The organism is Pseudogulbenkiania sp. FW507-F1, from assembly GCF_058781125.1.
The window spans coordinates 44788-69727 of the sequence record NZ_JBYSWM010000016.1; the positions used below are offsets into that span (position 1 = coordinate 44788).

Genomic DNA, 24940 nt, shown 5'->3' on the forward strand with positions numbered 1-24940 from the left:
CGGCTCACAGCCATACGGCGGCGGCTGCGCTTTGTCGCCACAGCAGTAACAGCGGCAGCAAACCCGCCGAGGGGGCGGAGGTGCTGGCAACTTCACTTTTGGCATGGGTGGAGGAGGTTTTTTCGGCATTGGCAGTGGTGGCGCGCTGCTCCTGGACGAATCTCCAGAACCGAACCAGACCAGCAGGATCATCACAATCATGAATCCAACGAAAAGGCTAAGCTTTCCCATCGTTGGCTCCTGATGGTTCATCCGGTGTGGCCAGCAGCGCAATCAGCCCGTCGAGGCTGATCGGAATGCCGGCCTCTCTCAGCCGCTCCCAGTCGGCCGTCAGCTCCGCCAGAACCGTTTCCGGCTGGTTACCAAGGCGGCGCTGCAGCTCGCTGAACGACTGAACGCCGGCCGCTACCTTGAGCAGTTCGCCCTTCATGTCCTTGACGGGGTCAGTCCATTCCAGTTTCGGCACCGACCACTCGGTACCGGTCGGGATGGGGCGCTTTCCGACGAGGTCGGCGGCTTCGTTGTACCAGCCAACAATGCGCTGGCAGACCATCGGCACGAAGCACAGCCACTGCCACGCCTCGATGCTGCGACGGTATGGAAGCATGCCGCCGCGCAGGCTGGAGTAATTCACCTGAGACAAGTCGCCGGATAACTGCTCGTAGGTCTGCCCGGCTCCAGCGGCCAGGGCGCGGTGCCCCGCTCGCACGTAGTCGGCATAGCCGGCGGTCGCGGTAGGTTGGCCGAACGTGACCGACTCGCCAGGTAGCAGCCGCTTGATCATGCCCGGCGCGACGCGCTCGGTAGGCCGCCCCTTGGCATCCTGACCGACATCGCCGACGCCGCTGCTGGCGCCGCCTTCGCTGGTGACGAAAACGCTGAAGCACGCCTCGACCTTCTTGCGCGTCAGTTCGGCGTCCTCGTAGTCGTCCAGGTCGCGGGCGCGCAGGATGACCGGCGCCAACTCCGGCACGCCGTGGATCTGGCCGGGGCGCAAGCGCTTGAAGGCGTAGATCACGTCCTCGGCTGGCACGCGCTTGGACTGCAGGACGCGACCGTAGCGCGTGGCCTCGCCGGGGTGCTGGTCGAACAGCCAATAGGCGACGCGGCGCCCCAGGTTGTCGAACTCGACACCTCCGATGATGTAACCGGTCTTGGTGTCCTCGCTCTTGTCGTGGTCGAGGTAATCCGGCTCCAGCACTTGCAACTGCATCGGCACGGGCAAGCCATCCGACGTGCGACGCCATCGGCGGCGGATGATCACGGCACCGCTTTCCCACATGCAGCGACCGGCCAGCGCCTGCAGGCCGTAGAGGTCGGACAGGCCATCCGCATCACAAGCGGTAGTTTCCGCCCATGCAAGCCAGCCCTTACCGGCCGCATGGTCCTTGCTGATGCCGAGGCGGATGCCGGCGCCGATGGCGTCGCCCACCCAGGTCTCCAGCGCCTTCTTGCACCAGGGGTTGTTCCGCACCAGGTCGTGGCTGCGGTTGCGCAGCGTGGGCAAGGCCATCAGGTTTTCGGCATTGGCGCTGGTACCCGGCGTGTTCCAGCCGGCAGTGCGCCGGCCTTTCTTCGCGCCTTCGTAGGCCCGCACGTGCTCGAGCGCCTGCCGGGCCTGCCAGCGCCGCACGCCAGCCATCGGGCTGAAAAACCCGACCAGGCTATCAATCAGGTTCATGGCTCAGTCCCGGTCGAATTGGGCGAAGGTGGTGACGTGACGGCCACCGCTGCCCGGCAGCAAGCCGGCGGCTGACATCTCCTCGCGCATTACGTTGCGGGCCCGGATCAGGTCGTCCATGCTGCGGTAGGTAACGCGGTCGCCGCCGCGCTCGATAGTCAGCTCGCCGGTGGCGATGGCCTGCTCGACGCCACGCAGGTCGTCCAGGGTGAAAGTGGTCATCAATCGTCTCTCCAGTAGTCATCGGCATCGGGCAGGTAACCGTTCTGATCCGGCTCCGAAAACGACGAAGCCCCGCTAGGGGCGGGGCTTGTGGGTTGGGCTGCAGGCCGCTGCGAGGGAGGCGGCTCAGGGGCCGGTCTATCGGGTACCGGTTCGGCGAACATATCCCGCACCGAGGGCTGGATGATCAGCTCTCGCACATCCCAGTCAGCATCGGTGGCGTTCTGTATCCGCAGCGGCGGCGCGCAGGCGGCGAAGTAAGCGTAGTTCCAGCAGTCCAGCGCCTCGTTGCGCTCCTGCCCCTTGCGCTTTTTCCACTTCTTGTTGACCGGGTCGTAGACCTCGGCGGTGAGTTGCTCGTAGAAGTCATCGTCCAGGTCGTCGCTGAAGTTGATGAACAGCTCGCCGCCGGACTCCATCGCTTGCCGATCAGCCAGCAGGCGGGCAAACAGCGCGCTCTTGGCCTTGTCGGTACCAACCGTCCACAGTTGCAGGCCACCCTTGATCGTGCCGCCGTTGTCGTCGACATCCACCTTGGAAGGCCGACTGACCAGCGGCTTGTTATCGCGGCCGATGATGGCGAACAACCGGGTGCGCCCCTTCCAATTGCGCACAAACCGGTACGCTGACTGGGTGTGGTGACCCGCCGTATCGATGGCAACTGCCTCGATACGCATGTCAACACCAAACAGGTTTCGGTACTGGCCATTGAGGTGGCAGGAAAGCTGGTCCCACACGTTGGGCTGCTCGGGCGTACTCGGCGCCGCGGGGTTTCCGTAGATGATGATACGGTCGATGATGTGGCACCGCTCGCCCCGGCCCCAGCCGTAGACGTACATTTCCAGTCGGTCATCCTGCGTATCGATACCAGCGGTGAGCAGCAGCACACCACCCGGGATCACCCGCAACTTGTACGGCTTGGCACGCTGCGCCAACTCGTGGGCCTTGATGCTGTTCGACTTGTCTTCCCATGTCTCGCCGAGCGCCGTGTTGATGAAGCGCTTGAGCTCGACCGGGTCTTTCTGCGCCAGCAGGAACTGCCGGGCGCGCTCTTTCCACGTCCGACCCAGGCCGATCGGCGAGTAATAGCTGTTGATGTGATAACCACGCACCTGCCGCTCCGGGTAGCTTGGTACCCATTCGCCGTTTTCCAGCATCCACGTCTTGTGGTGCTCGGGAATGTCTTGCTCGCAGGACTCGCAGACGTAAACCACATCGACGAGACCATCCGGATCACCGTCACGACCATCGGCAAAAACGTATTTCATACGCGGGTGCACCAGGCGCTGTTTGTGGCCGCAGTGCGGGCAGGGCACGTGGTAATAGCGCTGGTCGCTGCGCAGAAACTCCTTTTCGATGGTGCTGGCGCCCTTCACCGTGGGGGTGCTGACCAGCAGGATCTTCCGGCGCGGGAAGTTGTTGGTGCGCTCTTCGGCCAACCCGACCGGGTCGCCCTCGCCGTCGAGGTCGTCGGGGTAGGCGTCGACTTCGTCCAGGAACAGGTTTTTCACCGGCATCGAGCGCAGCGATTTGGCCGAGTTGGCGCCACCAATGCGCAGCACGCCGCCAGGATACTCTTTCAGTAGCGTGGTATTGCCGCCGTCCCGGCTGCGCGCGGGCGGAATCTTGGCCATCAGCACAGGGCTGGCGCTGATCATGTTGGCCAGGCGCTGCTTGGACCACAGTTCGGCCACCTCGATGGACGGCTCCACCACCAGCATCGGAGAGGGGCTCTGGTCGACCACGTAGCCGGTCCAGTTGATCCCGGACTCGGTTCCTGCTACCTGCGTCGATTTCATGAACACGACGCGCTGCACCGGCGAGCTTGAACTGAGGCAGTCCTGAATCTCGCGGATGAACGGCACGCGACCGGTTTTCCATGGCCCTGGCTCGGAGGTTTCGGCGCTGGTGAGCTGGCGGTTTGCATCGGCCCACTCAGAAACGGTGAGACGGGGCCGTGGCGCAAATGCCGCAGACCATGCCGCCACCACGGACTCATAGGCCCGCTGCGTGAATTCGGAAAGGTCCATGGCAATCAACCCTAGATTTTGTCGAGCAGTTCCCCTGCCTGTTTGCTGAGCGTGGCGCAGATGCTGTCGATCTCGTCTTGCAGCATGGTGTAGACGGCGTGCGGGTCAGTCTCAGCGGCCAGCACGGTGGCGATACGATCAGGCATGCGCTCGAAAGCGGAGCGAGTGGCCGAAGCCAGGTCGGTCACGGCCTTGATGGTGCCATCCTGCGAAATCAACTCGCGGCGGGACTTGGCAAGCTCAATATCCATCTGCTCGCCGCGCTTCTGTTCGTTCTGCGCCCGGGCAACGTTGTAGGCGACCATCGGATCGGACAGCAGAAGCCTGGCCGGATCAGGCAGGCCAGCAGCCGGCGGCGGGGTGGCATCCGACCCTACGGCCGCACGGATAGTCTCTGCCACCGGGGCCGCACTGCCGCCCTTGGCTAAACGCTCCAGGGCATGGCGGGCGGCGACGGCCGACTTGTCGGCGCTGCCGGTTTTGGCAATGCGCTCAAGCGATTCGCGGACACGGATGCGATCGCCATCACTCGATAGAACCAGCCTATCAGCCTTGGCAAGCTGGCTGATGTAAGCACGCGAAACGCCGAGGAAGTCGGCGAACTCGCTTTTTCGCATTTCCTCGGTCATCGTTCATTTGTAACCAGTTAATTGAAGGTTCATGGCTTAACTGACTTAACAGTTAAGTAAGGCCACAGCCCCTATGACTAGCGAACCCTTGGGCCCCGCCTACCCGTATATGCCCGGGGGCCGGGGAAGGACCCATTACCGCGCACCATCTTGGTGCTAAACGACGGCGCGACCACAACCCGTAGCCAGAGCTACGCCGACTACCCCAACAGCTGGCGGTAGACTGGCAGCACCACCCGGCGAGTGAGGTCGTCGACATCGAGGCGCTTGGGCATGTTCACCCTGGGCACCAGCACGGCAACCGGCAACTCGGCAACGCGCCGCCGCTTTCCATCTGCACCGGTCTTGGTCTTGCCGAAGCGGCGCAGTTCATCGGCATTGTCGCGAATGTTCTCGGCAAACAGATAGACCTTGCCGTCGTCACCCTTTCGCCAGTCATAGTTTCCGGACCGCATCAGCCCGGCGATCACATCGCGGAACTGCTGGTTCGAGAGTCGACGCTGGCCGCGCACGTTGAACGGGATCAGCAAGCCTTTGCCATTGCGAGGCAACACGGTGCCGCCCGTGCCATGGATTCCAATCCACGGCACTTTCATTTCAGAAAACTTGAACACGGCAACCGGAGGTCTGGCCGGGTTCTTGTACGCGACGTACCCTCTGAACGTTTTGGGAAACGACTTCTTCCTGACGTTGAACTTGGCGCGGATTTCGTCTTGTAGCCTGGCTTCCACCAGAGGCTTGGCATCGAAGTGCAAACGCCTCAGCGCCTTGTTGGCTTTATCCTTGATCAGCTTTTCTAAATCGATCGTTACGCCAGCCATAGAGCCACCACAAAAGGAAACGCCCCGAGCTAGAGCCCGAGGCGTCAAACACCCAACGAAGGAGACAGGAAGTGCAAGGAGAAACAACCGCGACCAACAATGCAAAAAGCCCGAGGGGATTAACCTCGGGCTTCTCTGGACGCAATATGGGTAACTGCAGAACGAACTTTAATGACAGATTTTTACCCTGTCAAGCGGCCTCGCGATAATTCCCATACTGCTCGGCAACCACCCGCTCCATCGCCCCCTTCGCCGCAATAAACCAACCATCCAGGCAAAGCTTGACCTGCTCGCGGTAGAAACGCTGGTGCGTATCATACGACCGCCCATACAGCTGGGCCGCCTCGCGGCTCGACCCATCGCCCCGCGCCCAGTGCCGCACCCAGTAGCGCAACCCCTCACGACCAAACCGGTTTCCGTCCCGAATGTGATGCGCCACAAAGCACGTCAGGTCGTTCAGAACCGCATCGCCCATTCTCGGGTTGTCCCGCAGTACACGCCACATCAACGCCAGGTTCTGTTCGGCAGGCAGCAACAGCACCTGCTCCCACACCGCCATCGCCGCCAAACCATCGTTGCCCGTCAGATCAGACCAACCGCCACCATCAGCAGCATAGTCGATCGCCTTTGCGCCACCAGACGACAGCACCTCCATCGACTTGGCCACCACACGAACAAGTTCGGAATCCGACAGGCCATAAAACACGACATCTTGAATCACTTACACTCCCAATCACCCCTGATCAGGAAAATTCCCCAGCGGCCAACCTCTAACGGGCACGGCTCGCATGCGCAGGATTCTACCACGCCAGCGTCATTTTCCGGCAGCTACGCCACTCGCTTGCGGTAATCCTCCCACGGACACGCAAGCACCAGCGCATCCTCGAACATCCGGCTCACCGCCCGCTGCCCGAGAATCTCGCCCAGCCTGCCCGGCGTCTGGTTGGTTACGAACACCGTCGGCACCCCCTCGTTGTAGCGATGATTGATCACCATGTTCAGGTGCCGCATCGCCGGATTAGGATTATCGAACACATCCACCTCATCCAGCACCAATAGCCCGTACTGGCCGAAGCGCAGCAGTTCCCCCGACTCCGAGCGCCCCGGCACGCCCCATGACGACGCAATCTCATCGACCATCTCGCATGTCGTCGCATAGCGGGCAAACAACCCGCAACGCTGAATGAGGTTCAGCATCGCCGAGCACGCCATATGCGTTTTGCCCGTGCCCGGGCCGCCATGGATCACCAGGTTCTCGACCCGCTCGCCGCGCCCCAATCGCCCCACCCAGCCCTTCACCGCCGACAGCACCGCCCCCTGCTCTTCGCACACCGTCAGCAGATCGCGGAACCGCGCCTCGCGGTATTTGCGCGGAATGCCCGAGCGCCGCAGCATATGTTCACGCCGCTCCGCCTCGCCGGCAGACCGCTCCTCGGCCATCCAGCAGGCCGGGCAGCGGGCCGTCGAGCTCGGCACGCCCAGCGCCGTAAACGGGCCATGCTGATCACAACAGCCCGCCAGCTCGACCAACCCGCGTTCCGCAGCCATCGTCGGCAGGTAACGCTGCAGACTACTCAATCCAGTCATGATCCACCTCCCCGTTTGCCACGCGCGCCGGTGGCTGACCTGTCGCAGCACGATGCGCCTCAGCATCCGGCATCGACATCCAGGGCGGCACCTGCCGACCACCCACGGCGGCTAGCCGGGGCCGCTTGGCCGGCTTCTGCCCCGAAACGACACCGGACTGCTCGCGCACCAGATCGCGTAGCACATTGGTCAGATACCTGGCCGGCAGAGCCCGACCATCCGTGATGTAGCCCCGCGCCTTCGCCACCCCCTGCGCCAACAGCGGCAAAGACACACCCAGCGACACCCACTCCTGCACCTCCGGGTTGGCCGAATGCGCCACGTTGACCCCCAACTGGCGAGCCGCCACCAACAGCTGCACTGCCAGACTCGGGGTTCCCGTCGAATTTTCCTCGCGCACGGTATCTCTATCTGTATTTATCTGACTATGTGATATGTCGCGTTCGTCACGCTCGCTCATGTCACGTTCATTGCTACCGGGCGCACCCGGAAACCCTTTATCAACAAGGATTTCAGCACTCACGTTCATGTCACGCTCATCTGTCACGTTCATGTCACGCTCCTCACGAGGGCGCACCTGTTCAGGCGTATCCGCAGCAGGGAAAAACACCACCAGCTTTTTCACCTCCTGAGGGGTGGCACAGCGCCTCACCAGCCCAATGCGCTCCAGCTCATCGATCAGCACATCGATCTGGCGCAGCGTTGGCTTCCACGGCGCGTTATGACTGCCACGCGGGGGCACATACTGACAGTGGATCGCCAGCACGGCGCGGCTCATCTTGCCCGCGCCACGGCCAGCAATCCGCGTTCGCAGGTCCATACTGCCCCGCATCTGCCGGAACAGCCGCTCGGCATGAGGGCTCGCCTCATCCAGCATCCTCTGCTCCTCCTCGCTCAACAAAATCCGCATTACCGCCCTTCCCAATTCCTCCGCATCGGCCGCACAAACGGCACCAGGTCAAACCCGTGCGCCTTCAGCGCCAGCCCCACGGCCTTCATATACTCATCACCATGGCACCGCCTCAGCCGTGCCTCCTCGCGCTCTTTCCATGCCAACCAGCCACGCCGGGCCAACTGCGCCAGATACAGCGCATCACTCGGCACGTGGCCGCTCACCTCCTGCCACGTCACCATCGTCCAACCCCTTTCGGCCGATCTTGCTATCCAACAACTGCTTCAGCAGATTGATATGCCGACGCCGCAGCCTCGGCTTGTCATCCGGATGCGCCCGCCCAACCTTCCAGCACAGCCGGTAAAGCTCGCGGGAGGCATCATCAGTCACAGCGACCACCCTTGCGGCGCGCAGCGCGCACCGCGTTCTGAAGAGCATGTAGGCGCTGGATATTGGCCGCGATGGCATCCTCGATCTTGTCCTGCTCCAACGCAGAAATCCGCCCATCGGACAGCGCCTCGTGCACCACCTCGCCCACATCGCCGTGCGCCGCCATCAACTGGCTCACAGCCATCAACGGCGACACCTCCAGCTCGATGCCATCCGCCGGCATGCACACATAGCCGCACTCGCTGGCGAAGGCGAACAGGATGCGCGGATCGCCCGTCAGCTGAGAGGCGCGAACGGCCGATTTCAGGCCGAACACGTGCGTCGACGTATTCGGGTTCACCTGGCTGCGAAGCGTCGACGCCGCCATCTCCAGCCGGACAGCCAGGGCCTCCGCGCCGCCCGGATAATCGTGAACAACAGAATGCGCGGCATCGAGAACGGTAGACATGGTCAGCTCCCAAAAAAACGACCGTAGAAATAACGCCACGCAGCATCTATCGTTGGCAGCGCAGCACGATAAAAAACGCTCCGGGCAGCACCGGAGCCAAAACCACAGCCGCTCAGGGGAGTGCGGCTGAAGGGGAAGCAGATGACCCGCCAGCATCAGGGGTGAGGCTGGCGGGTTGATTCATGTACGAAATCTGGAAATAGGCAGCGAGCGCTTCAACGGTCTTGACGCCCGGGTCAGTAACTACGCGCTGAGCAATCTTGCGAACAGTGGATACCGGGACGCAGCTACCCTTCGCCACGTCTGGCCAATGGCCGCGCGACGAATCAAGTCGCTCAAGAACAGCAGAGAGAAGAGGATATGCCATGATTGCCATTGCTGAACCGAATATGGATAGGTTAACCCATCCGCAAACGGTTGGCAACTCAGGCAATAATCCGTATATGGATAAGCCCATCAGAAAAGTGCTTGCCGAAAACCTATCGGCGCTCATGGCAAGCAGCTCGCGCTACAAATCGAACCAAAAACTAGCAGCCGCCACCGGCCTTGGCTTGGGCACTATTGCACGCGTGCTCAACCAGGACTCAGCGGCCAGCATAGAGACCGTGGAAGCCATTGCGGATCGCTTTGGACTCACCGTGAGCCAAATACTCAGCGAAGATTTGTTCGGACCAAAGAATGCATGTGACGTCAACGAGAAGCCGGCAGCCTATACTCCGTCGGCAGATTTGGCCGAGTTTGAACACATGATCCAGAGTGCCAGTGACGCCTTCCACCGCGGCAGTCTTCCACCAGCAACCATCAGCAGCTTCGAACAACTCTTCCGCAGCCTGCAGATCGGCCCACCGAAAGATGTAGAAGCGCAAGACACCACCCCGGACGAACAAGCTGCCAGCCTTATGGCCGCCCACGGCAAAGGCAGCCACACCGCCAAATAACATCCCGCTGGCTTACGCCAGATGCATCAAATCAAACGCCATGACCTGCCGATGACCTCATTTGACATCGCAGCACATTCCCACGCCAACGCGGCGCGGACAGAATCAGGCCATGGACGTGCACCTAGTTCGCCAACGCAACCTGCAGCAACTCACCACCCGCTACGGCGGCGTGGTGGCGTTGGCACACGCCATCGAACGCGACCCGTCACAAATCAGCCGCTATCTCGCCTTCCCCCATGGCACCCGTCTGGGCGAGAAAATGACACGGCACATCGAGAACACCCTCGGGCTGCCCAGCGGCTGGCTATCCACCCACCACACCGACAACCTGCCAGACCATCCCCTGATTACCGCAGCATGCAGCTATCTCAGCACCTCGCCAGACCCCCGCGTGGCGGATATACTCGCGGCACTGTTAACCGCACTCACGCCTCCCCGACCGTGATCTCACTGCTGGCACCCGGCCACCTGCTCAACCCACTGCCCGCACCCCCAACCCGCACAGCCAGCTACCAAAGAGCATGTTTGATACTCGACGAACATGACAATGAAGTTCACGCACACATCAAAGCATTCCCCTCCACCAGCAAGGCGCTCGCCAACGAGGTAGCTGGCCACCTTATCCACCACGCCGCCGGCATCGACACCGCGCCACGCGCCTGGATCATCATCCTCACCGTGGCCGAGTTGAACGCCCTCTTCCCTGCCGCCAACTGGGGTGACGACCCGGAGCGGCTACGCCCCTGCTGGGCCACCGAACACATCCACGGCACTCCAATATCGGCCGCCCACGCCTGGAGCTGGCAGCAGGATCTGTCTGCCTGGCACGGCACCGCGGCCGCGATCGCCCTGCACGAGTGGCTGTGGGCCATCGATGGCAATGCCGGCAACCTCATCGCCACCGACATCGCCTCTTTCGCCGCCATCGACCATGCCGACATCCTCGGCGGCGATCGCTGGACGGCCAAAGACCTGCTCGCTAACATTCACACCCGCTTTTACAACAAGGCACTACATATTGCCTGGAGCGGATTGCCCACACCGCAACAACGCCAGGCTGCACACGAATCAGCCGGACGTCACGGCAACATCCTCGCCGCGGCATGGCCGCATATTCAGCATTGGTGGCAACATCTGATCAAGAAGAAAGACATCGAGGCCGCGCTGCGCTTCCTGCAGGAACGCGCCGGGCCAGACTGGATGACGACACGGATATGAAAAACCATCGCATAGCCACCAAGCTGCTGGAGGCGCTGCACACCGGACCAGCCCGCCGCCCCGCACTCACCGGCACCGGGCAATGGCTGCACTGGACAGCCCCCACTGGCGAATCGATCAACATCGGCATCAGCATGACCGTGTCCGGCATCACCTACCGGCAGCTGATCACCGACACCGAACTCGCCGTCGCCGCCGAGCTATGGGGGAAAGCGGTGGCGCACCACCTCGGCCGCCTCATCGACGCCACCAGCGCCGCGCTGGCCGCCGGCGCCGACCTGCCGGCCGGCATCCACGCCGAACCGATCCCTATCGTCAACGGCAACACCCAGGCCGAAATGCTCGATCGGCTGTGGCGTCACGGACCGGCGCGCGGGCTGCTGCTCAAAAAAAAACCGCCCAGCGCAGTCGCTGAACGGTCGTCTATCGAGGGCGTGAACACCCCCGAGGCGGGGCCGATCTCACCGGCCCCGAGCAGCCGCGAGCGGAAGGCCGCCCGGGCACAGGCACCGGCACAAACCGGCGCAGAAGATCAGAAGGAGCAGTAGAAACCATCCACGCATTATGCCAAAAGAATGCCATTTTGGGCATGCGTAAAACTACGTTATTAAGATTGCCTTAATGTAAGCCGGCCCAAACGGCAGGATTTGGAATCAGATTCGGCCTCACGCAATCTCGTGACATACAAAAACACTGCCGGCCACATTACGCGCCCCGCAGCACCTCTAGCTTCAGCCGAATAAATTCCCCCTCGGTGATTGCACCGGAGTCTCGGAGCCTCACCAGCTTCTCCAGCTCATCAGCCACTGACACCGCAGGGTTTTTCCCTTCCAATGACTCCTGCCCACCCCTCTGCGACTGCCCAGCCGCCATGATAGCGCGGATGGTTTCCTCGTGCGCCTCCTGCGCCGTCAAGCGCTCAGACTGCTCCTTCTCGCGCAACTCAGCCTCTTTCCTCTTGTCGGCAATAACCAGCACCACGATCAGACCAAGTAGCGGCGACGTAATCAGCGACAGCAAAAAAAACCCAAACACGCTTCGACCACGACTTCCCGCCAACAACCCCACGCCGACAGAGAACGCCACCCAAAACACGAGCATCATCACACCACTCATACCCACCTCGCATAGTTATTACGGGCGAATCATATCGCACCATCCGAACCATTTCTGCAACACAATCAATCCGAAAACGGATTGACAATCTTGACTAACGATCCATATTCGGTAATTATGCAATCCATAAACGGTTCATTGCTCCTTAACAACCCACGAAAGCGTCACCCGGTCCGCACCGACCGGGTCACCACCACACCATGTCGGCGCCCATGCGCGGCACGGAAGTAGCCGCAGGACTGTAAGAGCGAACCCGTGTCGATGGCCATTAGCCAAACGCGCGACGACGACGCTAGGCGTCCGTGCAAGCAGCAAGCACGGCCTCGTAGGCATGGAAGAACCGCCGCCGCTGGCGGATATACCAGCGGCCGACTGGTAGCCGGTTGGCAACAGCCCGCTACCGGACGCAGGTCATGGCGTCGCGTCGAGCCTGTTCCGAAAGGAATCCCAGAAGGCAGCCGGATGGCGTTACCGGTAGGCGGCGCGGGAAACCGCGTCGCCACCTCCCTCAACCCAGGAGCGCCCCATGAAAACCCTATTCGACACACTCGCCGCCATCGGCCGGCTGCTTGCCAGCATGACCACCGCCGCCATCAAGATCGCGAAGTAGCCATAGGCGCCCTGGCATCAGGACGCAGGCGAGTGACAAACCGGCCACCGGGCCGCAACCACAGGAGCAAACATGCCCGACCAACAAGACCCCAAGCAGTGGGCAAAGATTTTCGAGAGCGAGCGCTTCGGCCAAATTCTGGCAACCAAGCGCACGGAGGAAGAGAGCGAAGCGCCGTCCATCCAGTTCGAAGCAAACATCAATCACCTGGACAATCGATTTGGCTTCGCGTCAGCCGAAATGATCTTCAAATTTGGCGCCGATGAGCAGCGCGATATTGCCTTTGACGGGCTCAACGCCGCCACTGCAGAAGATGCAATTTCTGCTGGCGTGGATTCATTCATCACATCGTGACAACAGCTCTCAGCACATTGCATCACCCCGCGGCACGGCAACCCCGTGCCGCTTTTCTTGGCATGCCTCGCTAATTAGCAGTGCATTAGCAAGGCATTAGCAAACGATTAGCAGCACATAACAAAGCGAGGACAACATGCAAATGACCAGGCTCCAGTGCGGCGACCGTGTAGTCATCAACGGAAAGCAAGAAGAAGTCGATTACACCTACTTTGACGGCGCCGGCCACAAAGCTCGCCTCAAAAGCCGCACCGACGATATACCCGCATGGCAACCGGCCAGCAACGTAAATCACTTCCTTGGCACCAATCAATACGGCGTCCGTTTCTTCGAAAACGCACTCTAGAGAAAACACCATGCCCCACAGCAACGCGGCCCAGCAGCAGGCCAAAACCGCGCTGCTGGCGCTGGCCGCCCCGACCAAACCCACCACCAAGATCGAACAGTTTCGCGCCCTGCTGCCCGACATCGAACAGCGCATCAGGGACGGCGTGCGGCACGGCCAGATCATCGACGCGCTGGCCAGTGCCGGCCTGCAGATGACCGAAAGCGAGTTCCGCAACGCACTCTGCCGCGAGCGCAAGCGCCAGAAAGGCCCAGCCCGTGAAGCAAGCCAAACCCCCGCACCGCCCGCCGCCACGCCGGCACCGGCAGCACCCAAACCAACAGCACCGCGCGGCGACTTCCGCCAGCAGCGAGACAAACCCCTCAACTGGTAACCAGGAGAACACCATGCAACGAACCGCTCACATCACCCTGCAAGGCAAAGGCGGCTGCTTCAAGAGCGGCATCACTGCGCTGGTCGCCCAGCATCTCGCCGCCAACGCCCCGCGCCCAGTGCAATGCATCGACACCGACCCGGTCAACCGCACCTTCTCGCGCATCACCGCGCTGGGCGTGCAGGGGCTGGAGCTGCTCAACGATCACCAGCAGATCGACAGCCGCCAGTTCGACACCATGATCGGCCACATCCTCGACCACGACGGCGATACCGTCATCGACACCGGCGCCGCCGTGTTCGTGCCGCTGAAAGCCTACCTGGTGGAAAGCGACGCGCTTGGCCTGCTCACCGCCGAAGGCATTCGCACCGTGATCCATGTGCCACTGATCGGCGGGCTGGATTTCGTGGAAACCGCCAACGGCCTCGCCGCCATCCTCGACGATCTGCCGGACGCCGACGTGGTCGCCTGGTGCAACCCGTTCTTCGGCCCGGTGGAATACCAGGGGCGCGGCATCGAGGACAGCGCCCTCTACCGCGACAACCGCCACCGCTTCGCCGGCATCGTGGACATGATGCGCACCGACCCGAACACCTTCGGCCAGGACATCAGCGAAATGCGCCGCGACGGCCTGACCTATCAACAGGCCATCCAGCACCCCGACTACACCGCCGTCGCCCGCCACCGCCTCAAGCGCGTGTGGACGTACTACAGCATGCAGCTGGCCGCGCTGAATCTGACTGTGCAACGCGAGAGCGTCGCCGCATAGCCGAGGAGAAAACCATGCAACTCTTTGACATGAACACGGCAGAAGGCCGGGCAGCAGTCGAGCAATACGAGCGGGAACGCGAGGCCATGACCACCAAAGGCCAACAGCTCTACGCCAAGATCAAACGCTGCAGCAAGTATTACGGCCAGACCGAGCCGAACCAGCTTTTCCCCGTCTACGTCATCGGCGGACCCGGCCATGGCGAGTACATCGTCCAGGGCGGGCCCGGCGGGCAGTACCGCCTTGCCGACGTGAATCTCTTCATCGTCTACGACGGCCACGAACAGCGCATCAGCCGCTAACCACCACCAGATCACGCGGCCACACGGCCACAGAAACGGAGCCCGTCATGCCCCAGGCAACAAAACTGCTACAGCCCACCCAACCCTGCCGCGACAACGACGGCTTCTGGACCCACCCCGACTTGCCCGTGTTCTTCGAAGAGGGCGGCCACGAAGCATGGGGGGCATACAGACGGCAACAGCAGATCGTAACAATCGCAGTCTCGCTGGATAGCGAGGACGTAGAACATCCGGCCTATCAGCGCTACTTCGAACAGGGCGACCCCAACGTAAGCGACTGGAACCCCAAAGCGCCAGATGGCGATTGGTTCCTGATTGCCATCAACGATACCGACGACGGCCCCTTCGCTTGGTTCGCCAAGCGCACAGCCTAACCCGTCCGCGACCACTGAAACGGAGCCCATCATGCGCACCGCGAACCTGATCGACCTCATCAAACAGCGCGCCGCCATGCGCCGTGCCGCACAGACAGGCAGCCTGGTGATTTTCCCCAGCAGCATGGAGACCGCGGCGGACTTCCACCGCCTGGGCATCGCCCACCTGCACAACCCGAAGTTCACCAACAGCCACCTGCTGGCCACCCCGGTGATGTACCCGGAGCGCACCGTCTGATGGCCCGTTTCTACCCCCAGCGCGACTACATCGCGATGCGCGCCGAGCTGCGCGCCAACGAGCTGGGCGGCAAACCCTTGCCGCGATCCAGCCCCCAAGACAAACGCAAAGCCGCCGCTCGACGCGAGATCGAGAACCGGCGCATCGAGAAGGAGGCAAGAGCATGAGCACACAGGCACTACAGCAGCTACTAGAAGTAGCAAACAGCATTCTTGCACCGGACATGATCGACCTACTGCCGAGCGAGTATGTGGCAAAAGTCCGCACCGCCATCACCGCAGCCCATGCAGCGCAGGCACTGCAGCCTAAACAGCTGACCGACGGGGAGCTGTGCGAACTGTTCGAGAACGCCTTCAAGAAGACGAAGCCCTACAACTTCACGCGGCAGGAAATTGTGATAAACGGCGCGTTTTCGCACTACGCGGACAGCTATACAGACAGTGCTTTTGCTGGCTTCCGCGCTGGCTATCGTGCCGCTGCCAGAAAAGCGAAGGCGCAGCAGTGGGCGAATGAGGTGACGCTGGCTGCTTGGCACGATGTACTGGCAGAGCGCCTCCGCCAGGTAGAGGCCGAGGGGTGGACGCCGGAGCATGACGACCAGTACGGCCAGTACACCCTAGCTGCTGCTGCAGGCAGCTATGCCATGCACACGTTGGCATACCCAATTGGCAACCCACCGCCAACTTGGCCGTGGAACGCATCGTGGTGGAAGCCGAGCGCAGACCCGCGGCGCAATTGGATTAAAGCCACAGCCTTGATGCTGGCCGAGATTGAGCGCGAGGACCGCGCCGCCCTTGCCACCCAAGAGAAGGAGGCAAGAGCATGAGCCAGCAAACCATCACCTTGCCAGTGGAAATCAGCGAAGACGCGGCATACCAGTTCGCCCAGTTCTGCAAGCGCATCTGCTACCGGGACGCCTACGACCTGACCGAGCCCCACTTGCCGCCGGACATTCGCAAAGAACGCGCCTACCAGATGCTGCACGGCATCGAGCGCGTACAGGCAGCCCTCGCCGATGCCGGCTACGCCCCGCGCTAGGAGATAGCATGAAAACTCGCCAGATCGTCATCGACAATGAAACCCTGGACACCACGCCCAGCGCCGTACTGCTCACCATTGGCGCCGTGGCAGTGGAGATTGAAAACGGCAAGGCAACCGTGCTGTCACGCTGGTATCGTCGCATCGACTACAGAGCGGAAGCCCAGCCAGACCGCACGGAATCAGACGCAACGTTTGCGTGGTGGATGAGCAACAACACCTCGGCAGGAGCCGTCATCCACGCATTCAGCGGCATAGGGAAACGCCTCAACCCGCGCCTATCCCTCGGGCTCGCCATGCACTCCCTGCAAGCATGGCTACAGCTCAACCCGTATCCAATCTGGGGCAACGGCAGCGACTTCGACAACGCCCAGCTACAGCACGCCTTCACCCAGTACGGCCTGCGCTGGCCGTACTGGCGAAATCGCTGCCTGCGTAGTCTCCGAGGCCTGGTGCTGGATCTGCACCCCGACACCCAGCTACCCAGCTTCCCGCTGGACAAGATCAAACACCACGCCCTGCACGATGCAGAGCACGAGGCAGACGTGCTAGCGGCCTTGCTGCATCGGATGACAAGACAACGCCACGCCGCCCATGCCAGCGATTCAACAATCCCTGCGTAGAGCTGGAGCAACCATGAAACACCTGGACATCACCGGGCAGACATTCGGCAGCGTTACTGCCATCAGCCTGGAGCACATCGCCACCGACCCCAGCGGCGACAAGCGCGAATACTGGAAAGCCCGATGCATCTGCGGCGCCATCTTTACCCGGCGCAAAGACGGCATCACCGGCTGCAAATCCACCAGCTGCCGCTGCAAGCGCGCCAAGGGCGCCGAGGCCACCAACAAGGTTTTGGCCGAACTGGTCGACAACGCAGCGCGAGCCGCCGCACTGGAGCACAAGCAATCAGCCGCCACCCTGCAGCAAGAGCAACGCGCCAACCGAGCCGGCGTGCCCGCGACGCTGCAACGACTGCCGGGCCGCATCATCCCCGCACGACACCCCAAGGGCAGCAGCTTCGGCGGCAACTACCTGCCCGGCGGCCACAGCTCGGCATTCGCCACCATGGAGGGCGCGCCGTGAGCTATCAGGACTACGGCGAAGACTTCCACATCACACCACGGCGCCAACCAGCGCCACAAGATCAACAGGCCACCCACGCGGTGGCCTGACCATTTCCATTATCAGGAGAACCAAATGAACAGCATCACCTGCAACCAACTTCCAGCCACCGGCGCCGCACTTGGTGGCGGCTTCTACGCCGGCCGCATCCTGGTCGACGGCCAGCAATACGCCCTGATCGTCGCCCCGAAACTCGCCGGCACCCTCACCGGCCAGTGGGGCGAGTACGGCAAGGACATTCCCGGCGCCCGCAGCTACAACGACGGCCGCGCCAACACCCTCGCCATGGCCGAGGCAGGTAGCGAGCTCGCCCAGCTGGCGCTGGGACTGCACATTGGTGGTTTTGACGACTGGTACATCCCCAGCCGCGACGAACTGGAGCTGTGCTACCGCCACCTCAAACCGACCGATGACGAGAACGACTGCAGCTTCCGCGATGGCGATAACGCCAGCAGCGTACCGGTGGGTTATCCGTACACCGAGGACAGCCCAACACAGACTGCGGCGGAGAACTTCCGCGAGGGCGGCGCCGAAGCCTTTGATGCTCGCTGGCACTGGTCGTCGACGCAGTGCTCGCCCTACGGCGCCTGGTACCAGGACTTCGACGTTGGCTGCCAGTACGGCGCCCGCAAGGACAGCCAGCTCCGTGCGCGAGCCGTCCGCAGAGCCTTAGTCATTTAACCCTTCACCCATTTACCGGGCGCGTAGCGCCCGGTCGCGCCAAAATTTCGGAGAGCACCATGGAAGAAATCGTTCTGCAGCATGCCGGCATCACCCTCACCGCCCCTCGCCAAACCGTGGTCGACGCCCTGCTCGACCGCCTCTCAGCACCGGCCCCCATCGCTCTGACTGCGGAGCTGATCTCCACCTCGCAGCCGCCCGCCATCGGCAAGTTCTGGCCCGGCGAAGGCGGCATCTACGCCGGCATTATGCGCGGCGAGGATGGCCAGCCGGACTGGCACCTGATCGTTCCGACCGACCCGGCCGCCTACGTCGAGGAAATCGCCTGGGGCGGCTACGAGCAGGACGAGCCGGACGCCACCCACGAGCGTGACGGCCTCGCGAATACCCGGGCACTGGTGGAATCGGACGTCGAGCACCCCGCCGCCGAATGGGCGGCCGGCCTGGTCATCGACGGCCACAACGACTTCTACCTGCCGGCGCGCCGGGAACTGCGCCTGTGCTGGGTCAACGTGCCGGAGCTGTTTGCCGATGGCTATTACTGGTCGTCGACGCAGTACTCGCCCGACCTCGCCTGGGGCCAGCCCTTCGGCGGTGGCACCCAGGGCTACGGCCACAAGGGCTACCAGGGCCGTGCGCGAGCCGTCCGCAGAGTCTTAGCCCTTTAGTCCTTTAACCATTCAGTGCGGGCGCAGCCCGCACTCGCGCGATTTTTTCCAGCATGGCCCTACACACAACCCTGCCGATCTACAAAGTCACCTACGACCTGCTGACCCTGGTCACCGAAATGACTCGCAACATGTCGCGGGATTTCAAAGGCACTTTGGGCAACGAGCTCCGCAAGGAATGCGTTGACCTGGTGCTGCTGATCTACCGCGCCAACTGCGAGACCAACAAGGTGCCGCATCTGACCGCTCTGCTCGAGCGCCTGCAAGTGGTGGAACTCACCCTTCGCGTATGTACCGACATGCGGCTGATCAGCCGCGGCCAGTACGCCAAGGCCATCGCGCTGACGGATCAGATCGGGAAGCAAGCCAACGGGTGGCGCAAGAAATCCGCAGCCGCGCCTGCTGCCTGACCGTCACGGCGGTCAGGCCCGTGCGATTTGAATCTGGTCGTGCCGCTGGCCCACCAGGCCACCGCCATGCGCTCTAGGGATACCGCCGGCAGCGATTCGCCGGGCAGGTCTGGCGCAGTTTCCCCGCTGATCGGCATGCCTTCGGCGGGGCGACGTGTAAAGCACGAACCGACGCAGTACTCGCCCAACAACGCCTGGAACCAGAACTTCGACGATGGCAACCAGAACAACGACCACAAGGACAACCAGAACCGTGCGCGAGCCGTCCGCAGATTCAACCGGCGAGGGTCATGCTGGCTTTTCTTTTGAGGAACTGGTGGCAGCCTACTTTGACTGCCGCCAGTCAAAACGCAACAGTCACAACGCCCTGCAGTTCGAGCAGAACCTGGAACGCAACCTCTGCCAGCTCTACGACGAGCTGGCCAGCGGCAGCTACCAGCCCGGGCGCAGCATCTGCTTTGTGGTGACGCGGCCCAAGCCGCGGGAAGTGTGGGCGGCAGACTTCCGCGACCGGATCGTGCACCACCTTCTGTACAACCACATCGCCCCGCGCTTCCACGCCGCCTTCATCGCCGACAGTTGCGCCTGCATCCCGGGGCGCGGAACGCTGTACGCGGCCGAGCGGCTGGAAGCGAAGGTGCGCAGCGTGACGCGGAACTGGAGCCGGCCGGCGCACTACCTCAAGTGCGACCTGGCCAACTTCTTCGTCAGCATCGACAAGCGCGTGCTGCGCGAGCAGCTGGCCGCCAAGATCGGCGAGCCGTGGTGGCTGGAGCTGGCCGAGCAGATTCTGTTCCACGACCCGCGCAGCAACTTTGAACTGCGCAGCCCGCCTGCGCTGGTCGCCCGCGTGCCGCCGCATAAACGCCTGGCCGAACAGCCGGCACACCTCGGCCTGCCGATCGGCAACCTGTCGAGCCAGTTTTTTGCCAACGTCTACCTCAACGCGCTCGACCAGTACGCTAAGCACCAGCTGCGCGCGCGGCACTACATCCGCTACGTCGACGATTTCCTGCTGCTGCACGAATCGCCGCAGTGGCTGACGGCCGCACACGACCTGATCGAGGCCTTCCTGCCCGCCCGGCTGCATGTCCGGCTCAACCCGAGCAAGACCATCCTGCAGCCCGTGGCACGTGGCATCGACTTCGTCGGCCAGGCCATCAAGCCATGGCACCGCACCACCCGCCGGAAAACCTACCGCCAGGCGCTGCGCCGGGCGGCACACATCGACCCGACCGGCCTGTTCGAAACGGCCAACAGCTACTTCGGCCTGCTCACCCAAGCCACCCACAGCCACCACGACCGGGCTCGGCTCGCCAACGTACTGCGACGGCGCGGGATGACCGTGAACGGGAACTTCACCAAAACATACCGGAGGCGCAAATGATCCGCGACCAATTCTCCCTGCTCACCACCGACGAGATCATCGTCGACAACTTCGCGGGCGGCGGCGGCGCCAGCACCGGGCTCGAGCTTGGCCTTGGCCGACACGTTGACATCGCCATCAACCACGACCCGGAAGCGATCGCCCTGCACGCGGCGAACCACCCTCAGACCGAGCACTACATCGAAGACGTGTTCGCCATCGACCCGCGCGCGGCCACACGCGGCCGTCCCGTTGGGCTGGGCTGGCTGTCGCCGGACTGCAAGCACCACAGCAAGGCCAAGGGCGGCAAGCCCCGCGAGAAGAAGATTCGCGGGCTGGCATGGGTGGGCGTGAAGTGGGCCGGCACCACCAAGATGCGCGGGCTCATGCTCGAAAATGTCGAGGAGTTCCAGGACTGGGGCCCGTTGATTGCCAAGCGCTGCAAGAACACCGGGCGCGTCGTGAAGCTGGACGGCACCGTGGCGGCGCTAGGTGAGCGCGTGCCCGTGCAGGAGCAGCACCTGGTGCCGTGCCCGCGACGTAAGGGCAAACACTTCCGCCAGTTCATCGCCTCACTGCGCCGAATGGGCTACGACGCCGAATGGCGAGAGCTGCGCGCTTGCGACTACGGCGCCCCGACTACCCGCAAGCGGCTGTTCCTGATCGCCCGCAACGACCGCCGTCCTATCGTATGGACGGCGCCGACCCACGGCGACCCGTCATCGGAACTGGTCAAGAAGCGCAAGCTGAAGCCGTACCGTACCGCGGCGGAGTGCATCGACTTCTCCATTCCGTGCACCAGCATCTTCGGTCGCACTAGGCCGCTGGCCGATGCCACCCTGCGGCGCATCGCGCGCGGCATCGTGCGCTACGTGCTGGAAGCCGAGAAACCGTTCATCGCACCGGCCGGAACGACCATCGTCGCCCCGTTCATCACCGAGCACGCCAATGCTTCGCACCAGCGCAACTTCAGTGCCGACGAGCCGTTGCGCACCCTGTGCGCCGAGGTCAAAGGAGGTCACTTCGCGCTGGTAGCGGCCTTATTGGTGAAACACTACGACGGGAACGGAGCAGGGGCAGGCATCGGTATGGACGAGCCACTGCACACCATCACTGCGACAGACCACCACGCTCTGGTGACATCGCACTTGGTGAAACTGCGCCACCACTCGGACGGACAGCCGCTCGACGCACCGATCGACACCATCGCAGCCGGCGGCCAGCACTTCGGCGAGGTGCGGGCGTTTCTGGTGAAGTATTACGGCAATGAGATGGGCGGCGTCAGCTTGCAGGAGCCCATGCACACGATCACCGCCACCGATCGCATGGGCCTCGTTACCGTCCGAATTGACGGCGAGACCTACGCCATCGCCGACATTGGCATGCGCATGCTCGAGCCACACGAGCTCTACGCCGCGCAAGGCTTCCCGCCCAGCTACCGCACCGCCATCAACTACCGCGGCAAACGCCTGGCGAAATCCGCCCAGGTGCGCATGTGCGGCAACAGCGTCAGCCCGGTGATCCCGGCCGCGCTGGCCCGGGCGAACTTTCCCGAGCTGTGCGCGTGGAACATGAATGAGATCAAGACGAGGAGGGTGGCGGCGTGAGCAACCAGATCGAGCTTTGCCTTACCGCCACCGGGCAGCAAGCAGCTGCACTGCTGTCGCCAGACGTGAAGCACCGGCTTGTGTCCAATCATCTGCGTGGCATGCGACAGGTGTTCTACGTCATGGGTAGCAGCCAGGACGATGTGATGGTTTGGGCCGGACGTGGACAGCGCCCAGGCCGGGTACAGGAGTGGCTGGCCAAGGGCGGCACACTGGAGCAGTTGGCCACACGCATGGATCTACTGGAGAAAGCATGATGACCACAAAGAAGACGAAGCCGAAATGCCGCACCTGCGGCGGCTACTGCGGCCGACGCAAGGGCCAGGGCTGCCAGTACGCAGCGAACGAGGCGAAGCGGCAGGCAAATAAGCTGTACCAGTACGCAACTGCCGGGCTGCGCGACAAGAAAGGCGGTGCCGCATGAAAGAGAGTCCGATTCCATTTAATGCACCGATGGTGCGCGCCATCCTCGCCGGCCAGAAAACGCAGACGCGGCGGGTTGTGAAGCCGCAGCCATTCGCCGACGACTACTACCAGGGCGATATCTGTTTTGATGGATTCCGCATTCCACGCGATGGAAGTCCCGCACCAGCAAAGTTCAGCGCTGAAGCTGTTGGCGGCGGCGCGTACCTGGACATGGAGGTTTACTGCCCCTACGGCCAGCCAAGCGACCGTCTGTGGGTGCGGGAGGCCTGGCAGACCGATGACAGCCTGGACGGCCAGCCCTCTGGCGAGTTTTCGGCGTGGCCGGTGCGCTACGAGGCGGACGGCGCGGTGCGACGGTGCGGCGCCTTCCACGGCAACGTCAAAGGCGAGATGCGCGCACCGCGTGACATGCCGCGCTGGGCCAGCCGCATCCTGCTGGAAATCGTCAGCGTGCGCGTGGAGCGCCTGCAAGACATCAGCGATGCCGATGCGATCGCCGAAGGGATTGGCCTCAACGAATCGGCGGCTGGCGTGCCGTCGACCAACCCGCCCGGGGAGACGCTGCCCGTTGCGACGTTCCGCCGCGGTGTGTGGGAGCCGATCTATGGCGCCGAGGGGTGGGAGGCGAATCCCTGGGTGTGGGTGGTCGAGTTTCGGAGGATTGAGGCATGAAGCTTTCACTAGACGAATGGGCCGCCAACCAGTACGGCAAGCACATCCCTTGCATGGCAACGCTGCGCCGCTGGGCTCGGGACGGCCACATCTTCCCCGCCCCGCAAAAGATCGGCCGCAAGTGGCTGGTTGACGAAACCGCGAGATATGTTGAAATCGGCCTCCTCGAACCCACCCGGCCAACCCCGGACCAGCTGGCGCGCGCGCCGCTGATCCGCCGCATCATGGAGAACAATAATGGGCCGACGTCGCACCGCCATAAACAGAGGGCTACCCCCTAACCTCTACCAACGCAAAGGCTACTACGCCTGGCGCGACCCGCGCGACGGCAAGGAATACGGGCTAGGCACCGATAAGAAAAACGCCATCGCCCAAGCGATCGAGGCCAACCTGCTGGTGAGCGGTCAATACAGCCCTCACCGGCTGGTCGACCGCCTCACCGGCGCCGCCGACCGCACCTGCCTGGACTGGTACGAACGCTATATGCTCATCCTGGACAAGCGCGGCATCAAGCCAAAGAGCATCACCGCCGCCAAGGATCAACTGCGCGCAGCCATGAAGAAATGGGGCATCCGCCCGCTTGAACAGATCACCGTGCTGGACGTAGCCGACCTGCTCAAGACGTGGACCGACGCCTGCAAAGAACGCATGGCCAGCATGGTACGCAGCCGCCTCACCGACTACTTCCGCGAAGCCATGGCCGCCGGCTGGACCAACGCCAACCCGGCCGACGCCACCAAGGTGCACGGCCTCAAAACCAAGCGCGAGCGGCTGCGCCTTGACGGATTCAACGCCATTCTGGCGGAAGCCGAAAAGGACGAGCGCCGCAAGTGGGCTCACAGCGCCTTCAAGCTGGCGCTGCTCACTGGCCAGCGCCGCGAAGACTTGGCCAACATGACTCCCGCCGATATTCAGGACGGCTACCTGTGCATCATCCAGGAGAAAACCGGCATGCGCCTACGCTTACCTCTCGACCTGAAACTCGCAGCCCTGCCGCAGTCTCTGGGCGAGGTCATCGCCGAATGCCTGGACAGCGGCGTCAAGAACCCCGACACACTCCTCCATGCCCGGCAGTTTGCCCACCGCGTTCGCCCCGGCCAGCGACTACGCCCCGAGCTGCTGACCCGCGCCTTTGCCGACGCGCGCGACGCCGCCCAGGTAGGCGGCCAGGAGAACCCACCCACCTTCCACGAAATCCGGTCGCTGTCCGGACGGCTGTACGAGGAAGCCTACGGAGAGAAATTCGCCCAGCAGCTGCTCGGCCATAGGAACGCCAACACGACGGCCCTCTACCTGGACAAGCGTGGCTCAGAATGGGTTACCGTTGCCCTGCCGGCACGGCCTCAAGAGGAACGCGAAGAAGCCCGGCAAACCGCCTGAAACACCCCCTCGACCAACCCCGCCACGGCGGGGTTTTTGCGTTTCTGGCTTCATGAAAATCCGCCAGGACACACCGTAGCGACAGGCATTTTTCGGGAAAATATCGGGATTAATTCGGGAAGAAATCCGCAAAGCCGCACCGGGTAAGGCTCTCAGGCTGATGCGGGTATACGGATGTTGTAGGTCGAAACCTTGAGCGGTTCCATTATGTCAGCCAGCCCTTCCG

General features: G+C 62.8%; 38 protein-coding genes. 26 read left to right on the top strand and 12 right to left on the bottom strand.

Going from position 1 to position 24940, the window contains the following annotated elements; all coding sequences use genetic code 11:
• Nucleotides 1-217 precede the first annotated feature (217 nt).
• The 10 genes from AC3WG5_RS11900 to AC3WG5_RS11945 all read right to left on the bottom strand — a co-directional run bounded on the left by AC3WG5_RS11900 (nucleotide 218) and on the right by AC3WG5_RS11945 (nucleotide 8700).
• A complete protein-coding gene (locus AC3WG5_RS11900; protein WP_492568836.1) occupies nucleotides 218-1681 on the bottom strand; it encodes a phage portal protein in 1464 nt (487 codons plus the stop codon).
• A 3-nt stretch (nucleotides 1682-1684) separates the two neighbouring features.
• Nucleotides 1685-1903, bottom strand: coding sequence for a phage head-tail joining protein (locus AC3WG5_RS11905; protein WP_014086257.1), 219 nt, complete (start codon nucleotides 1901-1903; stop codon nucleotides 1685-1687).
• A complete protein-coding gene (locus tag AC3WG5_RS11910) occupies nucleotides 1903-3933 on the bottom strand; it encodes a phage terminase large subunit family protein (RefSeq protein WP_492568837.1) in 2031 nt (676 codons plus the stop codon). The genes AC3WG5_RS11905 and AC3WG5_RS11910 overlap by 1 nt, the downstream gene beginning before the upstream one ends.
• A gap of 11 nt (nucleotides 3934-3944) precedes the next feature.
• The gene (locus tag AC3WG5_RS11915) at nucleotides 3945-4562 is read right to left on the bottom strand and encodes a hypothetical protein (RefSeq protein ID WP_492568838.1); all 618 of its coding nucleotides are present in this window, start codon (nucleotides 4560-4562) and stop codon (nucleotides 3945-3947) included.
• A 200-nt stretch (nucleotides 4563-4762) separates the two neighbouring features.
• Complete coding sequence (locus AC3WG5_RS11920) at nucleotides 4763-5383, bottom strand: DUF6441 family protein (RefSeq protein ID WP_492568839.1); 621 nt, start codon at nucleotides 5381-5383, stop codon at nucleotides 4763-4765.
• A 190-nt stretch (nucleotides 5384-5573) separates the two neighbouring features.
• Nucleotides 5574-6104 (bottom strand): hypothetical protein, encoded by a 531-nt coding sequence (locus AC3WG5_RS11925; RefSeq protein WP_492568840.1) that lies wholly within the window; start codon nucleotides 6102-6104, stop codon nucleotides 5574-5576.
• Nucleotides 6105-6211: 107 nt separating this feature from the next.
• Entirely contained in the window at nucleotides 6212-6970 is a 759-nt protein-coding gene (locus AC3WG5_RS11930) for an ATP-binding protein (RefSeq protein WP_492568841.1), read from the bottom strand.
• Complete coding sequence (locus tag AC3WG5_RS11935) at nucleotides 6954-7880, bottom strand: hypothetical protein (RefSeq protein WP_492568842.1); 927 nt, start codon at nucleotides 7878-7880, stop codon at nucleotides 6954-6956. Before AC3WG5_RS11935 ends, AC3WG5_RS11930 begins: the two co-directional genes overlap by 17 nt.
• Nucleotides 7880-8104 (bottom strand): hypothetical protein, encoded by a 225-nt coding sequence (locus tag AC3WG5_RS11940; RefSeq protein WP_014086250.1) that lies wholly within the window; start codon nucleotides 8102-8104, stop codon nucleotides 7880-7882. Before AC3WG5_RS11940 ends, AC3WG5_RS11935 begins: the two co-directional genes overlap by 1 nt.
• Nucleotides 8105-8244: 140 nt before the next feature.
• Nucleotides 8245-8700 (bottom strand): phage regulatory CII family protein, encoded by a 456-nt coding sequence (locus AC3WG5_RS11945; protein ID WP_492568843.1) that lies wholly within the window; start codon nucleotides 8698-8700, stop codon nucleotides 8245-8247.
• A gap of 365 nt (nucleotides 8701-9065) precedes the next feature.
• Between AC3WG5_RS11945 and AC3WG5_RS11950 the strand changes: the two genes are divergently transcribed.
• The 4 genes from AC3WG5_RS11950 (at nucleotide 9066) to AC3WG5_RS11965 (ending at nucleotide 11407) form a co-directional block, all read left to right on the top strand.
• Complete coding sequence (locus AC3WG5_RS11950; RefSeq protein ID WP_492568844.1) at nucleotides 9066-9638, top strand: helix-turn-helix domain-containing protein; 573 nt, start codon at nucleotides 9066-9068, stop codon at nucleotides 9636-9638.
• A 112-nt stretch (nucleotides 9639-9750) separates the two neighbouring features.
• Nucleotides 9751-10086, top strand: a complete 336-nt coding sequence (locus AC3WG5_RS11955) for a hypothetical protein (RefSeq protein ID WP_492568845.1) — start codon at nucleotides 9751-9753, stop codon at nucleotides 10084-10086.
• Nucleotides 10087-10166: 80 nt separating this feature from the next.
• The gene (locus tag AC3WG5_RS11960) at nucleotides 10167-10859 is read left to right on the top strand and encodes a hypothetical protein (RefSeq protein WP_492568846.1); all 693 of its coding nucleotides are present in this window, start codon (nucleotides 10167-10169) and stop codon (nucleotides 10857-10859) included.
• The gene (locus AC3WG5_RS11965) at nucleotides 10856-11407 is read left to right on the top strand and encodes a hypothetical protein (protein ID WP_492568847.1); all 552 of its coding nucleotides are present in this window, start codon (nucleotides 10856-10858) and stop codon (nucleotides 11405-11407) included. The genes AC3WG5_RS11960 and AC3WG5_RS11965 overlap by 4 nt, the downstream gene beginning before the upstream one ends.
• A 157-nt stretch (nucleotides 11408-11564) precedes the next feature.
• Here the strand turns inward: AC3WG5_RS11965 and AC3WG5_RS11970 are convergent, their stop codons facing one another.
• Nucleotides 11565-11963: a hypothetical protein gene (locus AC3WG5_RS11970; RefSeq protein ID WP_492568848.1), complete on the bottom strand. Its 399-nt coding sequence runs from the start codon at nucleotides 11961-11963 to the stop codon at nucleotides 11565-11567.
• 694 nt (nucleotides 11964-12657) lie between these two features.
• Here AC3WG5_RS11970 and AC3WG5_RS11975 point away from each other — a divergent pair.
• The gene (locus AC3WG5_RS11975) at nucleotides 12658-12939 is read left to right on the top strand and encodes a hypothetical protein (protein WP_492568849.1); all 282 of its coding nucleotides are present in this window, start codon (nucleotides 12658-12660) and stop codon (nucleotides 12937-12939) included.
• 85 nt (nucleotides 12940-13024) lie between these two features.
• Here the strand turns inward: AC3WG5_RS11975 and AC3WG5_RS11980 are convergent, their stop codons facing one another.
• Nucleotides 13025-13297 (bottom strand): hypothetical protein, encoded by a 273-nt coding sequence (locus AC3WG5_RS11980; RefSeq protein ID WP_492568850.1) that lies wholly within the window; start codon nucleotides 13295-13297, stop codon nucleotides 13025-13027.
• On the opposite strand from AC3WG5_RS11980, the gene AC3WG5_RS11985 reads away from it, so the two are divergent.
• The 21 genes from AC3WG5_RS11985 to AC3WG5_RS12085 all read left to right on the top strand — a co-directional run bounded on the left by AC3WG5_RS11985 (nucleotide 13296) and on the right by AC3WG5_RS12085 (nucleotide 24714).
• Entirely contained in the window at nucleotides 13296-13658 is a 363-nt protein-coding gene (locus tag AC3WG5_RS11985; protein WP_492568851.1) for a hypothetical protein, read from the top strand. The genes AC3WG5_RS11980 and AC3WG5_RS11985 overlap by 2 nt on opposite strands.
• A 13-nt stretch (nucleotides 13659-13671) precedes the next feature.
• Nucleotides 13672-14427: a P-loop NTPase family protein gene (locus tag AC3WG5_RS11990; protein ID WP_492568852.1), complete on the top strand. Its 756-nt coding sequence runs from the start codon at nucleotides 13672-13674 to the stop codon at nucleotides 14425-14427.
• A 14-nt stretch (nucleotides 14428-14441) separates the two neighbouring features.
• A complete protein-coding gene (locus AC3WG5_RS11995; RefSeq protein WP_492568853.1) occupies nucleotides 14442-14729 on the top strand; it encodes a hypothetical protein in 288 nt (95 codons plus the stop codon).
• Between the two features lie 47 nt (nucleotides 14730-14776).
• Nucleotides 14777-15103 (top strand): hypothetical protein, encoded by a 327-nt coding sequence (locus AC3WG5_RS12000; protein WP_492568854.1) that lies wholly within the window; start codon nucleotides 14777-14779, stop codon nucleotides 15101-15103.
• Nucleotides 15104-15134: 31 nt separating this feature from the next.
• Nucleotides 15135-15341 (top strand): hypothetical protein, encoded by a 207-nt coding sequence (locus AC3WG5_RS12005; protein WP_492568855.1) that lies wholly within the window; start codon nucleotides 15135-15137, stop codon nucleotides 15339-15341.
• The gene (locus AC3WG5_RS12010; RefSeq protein WP_492568856.1) at nucleotides 15341-15508 is read left to right on the top strand and encodes a hypothetical protein; all 168 of its coding nucleotides are present in this window, start codon (nucleotides 15341-15343) and stop codon (nucleotides 15506-15508) included. Before AC3WG5_RS12005 ends, AC3WG5_RS12010 begins: the two co-directional genes overlap by 1 nt.
• A complete protein-coding gene (locus tag AC3WG5_RS12015; RefSeq protein WP_492568857.1) occupies nucleotides 15505-16167 on the top strand; it encodes a hypothetical protein in 663 nt (220 codons plus the stop codon). Before AC3WG5_RS12010 ends, AC3WG5_RS12015 begins: the two co-directional genes overlap by 4 nt.
• Entirely contained in the window at nucleotides 16164-16379 is a 216-nt protein-coding gene (locus AC3WG5_RS12020; RefSeq protein ID WP_008952275.1) for a DUF7706 family protein, read from the top strand. The genes AC3WG5_RS12015 and AC3WG5_RS12020 overlap by 4 nt, the downstream gene beginning before the upstream one ends.
• Nucleotides 16380-16387: 8 nt before the next feature.
• Entirely contained in the window at nucleotides 16388-17002 is a 615-nt protein-coding gene (locus AC3WG5_RS12025; RefSeq protein ID WP_492568858.1) for a 3'-5' exonuclease, read from the top strand.
• A 13-nt stretch (nucleotides 17003-17015) separates the two neighbouring features.
• Nucleotides 17016-17465 (top strand): hypothetical protein, encoded by a 450-nt coding sequence (locus AC3WG5_RS12030; protein WP_492568859.1) that lies wholly within the window; start codon nucleotides 17016-17018, stop codon nucleotides 17463-17465.
• A gap of 114 nt (nucleotides 17466-17579) precedes the next feature.
• Complete coding sequence (locus AC3WG5_RS12035; protein ID WP_492568860.1) at nucleotides 17580-18185, top strand: Lcl C-terminal domain-containing protein; 606 nt, start codon at nucleotides 17580-17582, stop codon at nucleotides 18183-18185.
• A gap of 59 nt (nucleotides 18186-18244) precedes the next feature.
• Entirely contained in the window at nucleotides 18245-18853 is a 609-nt protein-coding gene (locus tag AC3WG5_RS12040; RefSeq protein WP_492568861.1) for an Lcl C-terminal domain-containing protein, read from the top strand.
• A 53-nt stretch (nucleotides 18854-18906) separates the two neighbouring features.
• On the top strand, nucleotides 18907-19263 hold the full coding sequence (locus AC3WG5_RS12045; protein WP_492568862.1) for a four helix bundle protein: 357 nt from the start codon (nucleotides 18907-18909) through the stop codon (nucleotides 19261-19263).
• 27 nt (nucleotides 19264-19290) lie between these two features.
• Entirely contained in the window at nucleotides 19291-19572 is a 282-nt protein-coding gene (locus AC3WG5_RS12050; RefSeq protein WP_492568863.1) for a hypothetical protein, read from the top strand.
• 7 nt (nucleotides 19573-19579) lie between these two features.
• Nucleotides 19580-20650, top strand: coding sequence for an RNA-directed DNA polymerase (locus tag AC3WG5_RS12055; RefSeq protein WP_492568864.1), 1071 nt, complete (start codon nucleotides 19580-19582; stop codon nucleotides 20648-20650).
• The gene (locus AC3WG5_RS12060) at nucleotides 20647-22236 is read left to right on the top strand and encodes a DNA cytosine methyltransferase (RefSeq protein WP_492568865.1); all 1590 of its coding nucleotides are present in this window, start codon (nucleotides 20647-20649) and stop codon (nucleotides 22234-22236) included. The genes AC3WG5_RS12055 and AC3WG5_RS12060 overlap by 4 nt, the downstream gene beginning before the upstream one ends.
• Complete coding sequence (locus AC3WG5_RS12065; RefSeq protein ID WP_492568866.1) at nucleotides 22233-22493, top strand: hypothetical protein; 261 nt, start codon at nucleotides 22233-22235, stop codon at nucleotides 22491-22493. The genes AC3WG5_RS12060 and AC3WG5_RS12065 overlap by 4 nt, the downstream gene beginning before the upstream one ends.
• The gene (locus AC3WG5_RS12070; RefSeq protein WP_492568867.1) at nucleotides 22490-22660 is read left to right on the top strand and encodes a hypothetical protein; all 171 of its coding nucleotides are present in this window, start codon (nucleotides 22490-22492) and stop codon (nucleotides 22658-22660) included. The genes AC3WG5_RS12065 and AC3WG5_RS12070 overlap by 4 nt, the downstream gene beginning before the upstream one ends.
• Nucleotides 22657-23334: a hypothetical protein gene (locus AC3WG5_RS12075; RefSeq protein WP_492568868.1), complete on the top strand. Its 678-nt coding sequence runs from the start codon at nucleotides 22657-22659 to the stop codon at nucleotides 23332-23334. The genes AC3WG5_RS12070 and AC3WG5_RS12075 overlap by 4 nt, the downstream gene beginning before the upstream one ends.
• On the top strand, nucleotides 23331-23615 hold the full coding sequence (locus AC3WG5_RS12080) for an excisionase (protein WP_492568869.1): 285 nt from the start codon (nucleotides 23331-23333) through the stop codon (nucleotides 23613-23615). The genes AC3WG5_RS12075 and AC3WG5_RS12080 overlap by 4 nt, the downstream gene beginning before the upstream one ends.
• Nucleotides 23572-24714 (top strand): tyrosine-type recombinase/integrase, encoded by a 1143-nt coding sequence (locus tag AC3WG5_RS12085; RefSeq protein WP_492568870.1) that lies wholly within the window; start codon nucleotides 23572-23574, stop codon nucleotides 24712-24714. Before AC3WG5_RS12080 ends, AC3WG5_RS12085 begins: the two co-directional genes overlap by 44 nt.
• The last annotated feature ends 226 nt before the right edge of the window (nucleotides 24715-24940 follow it).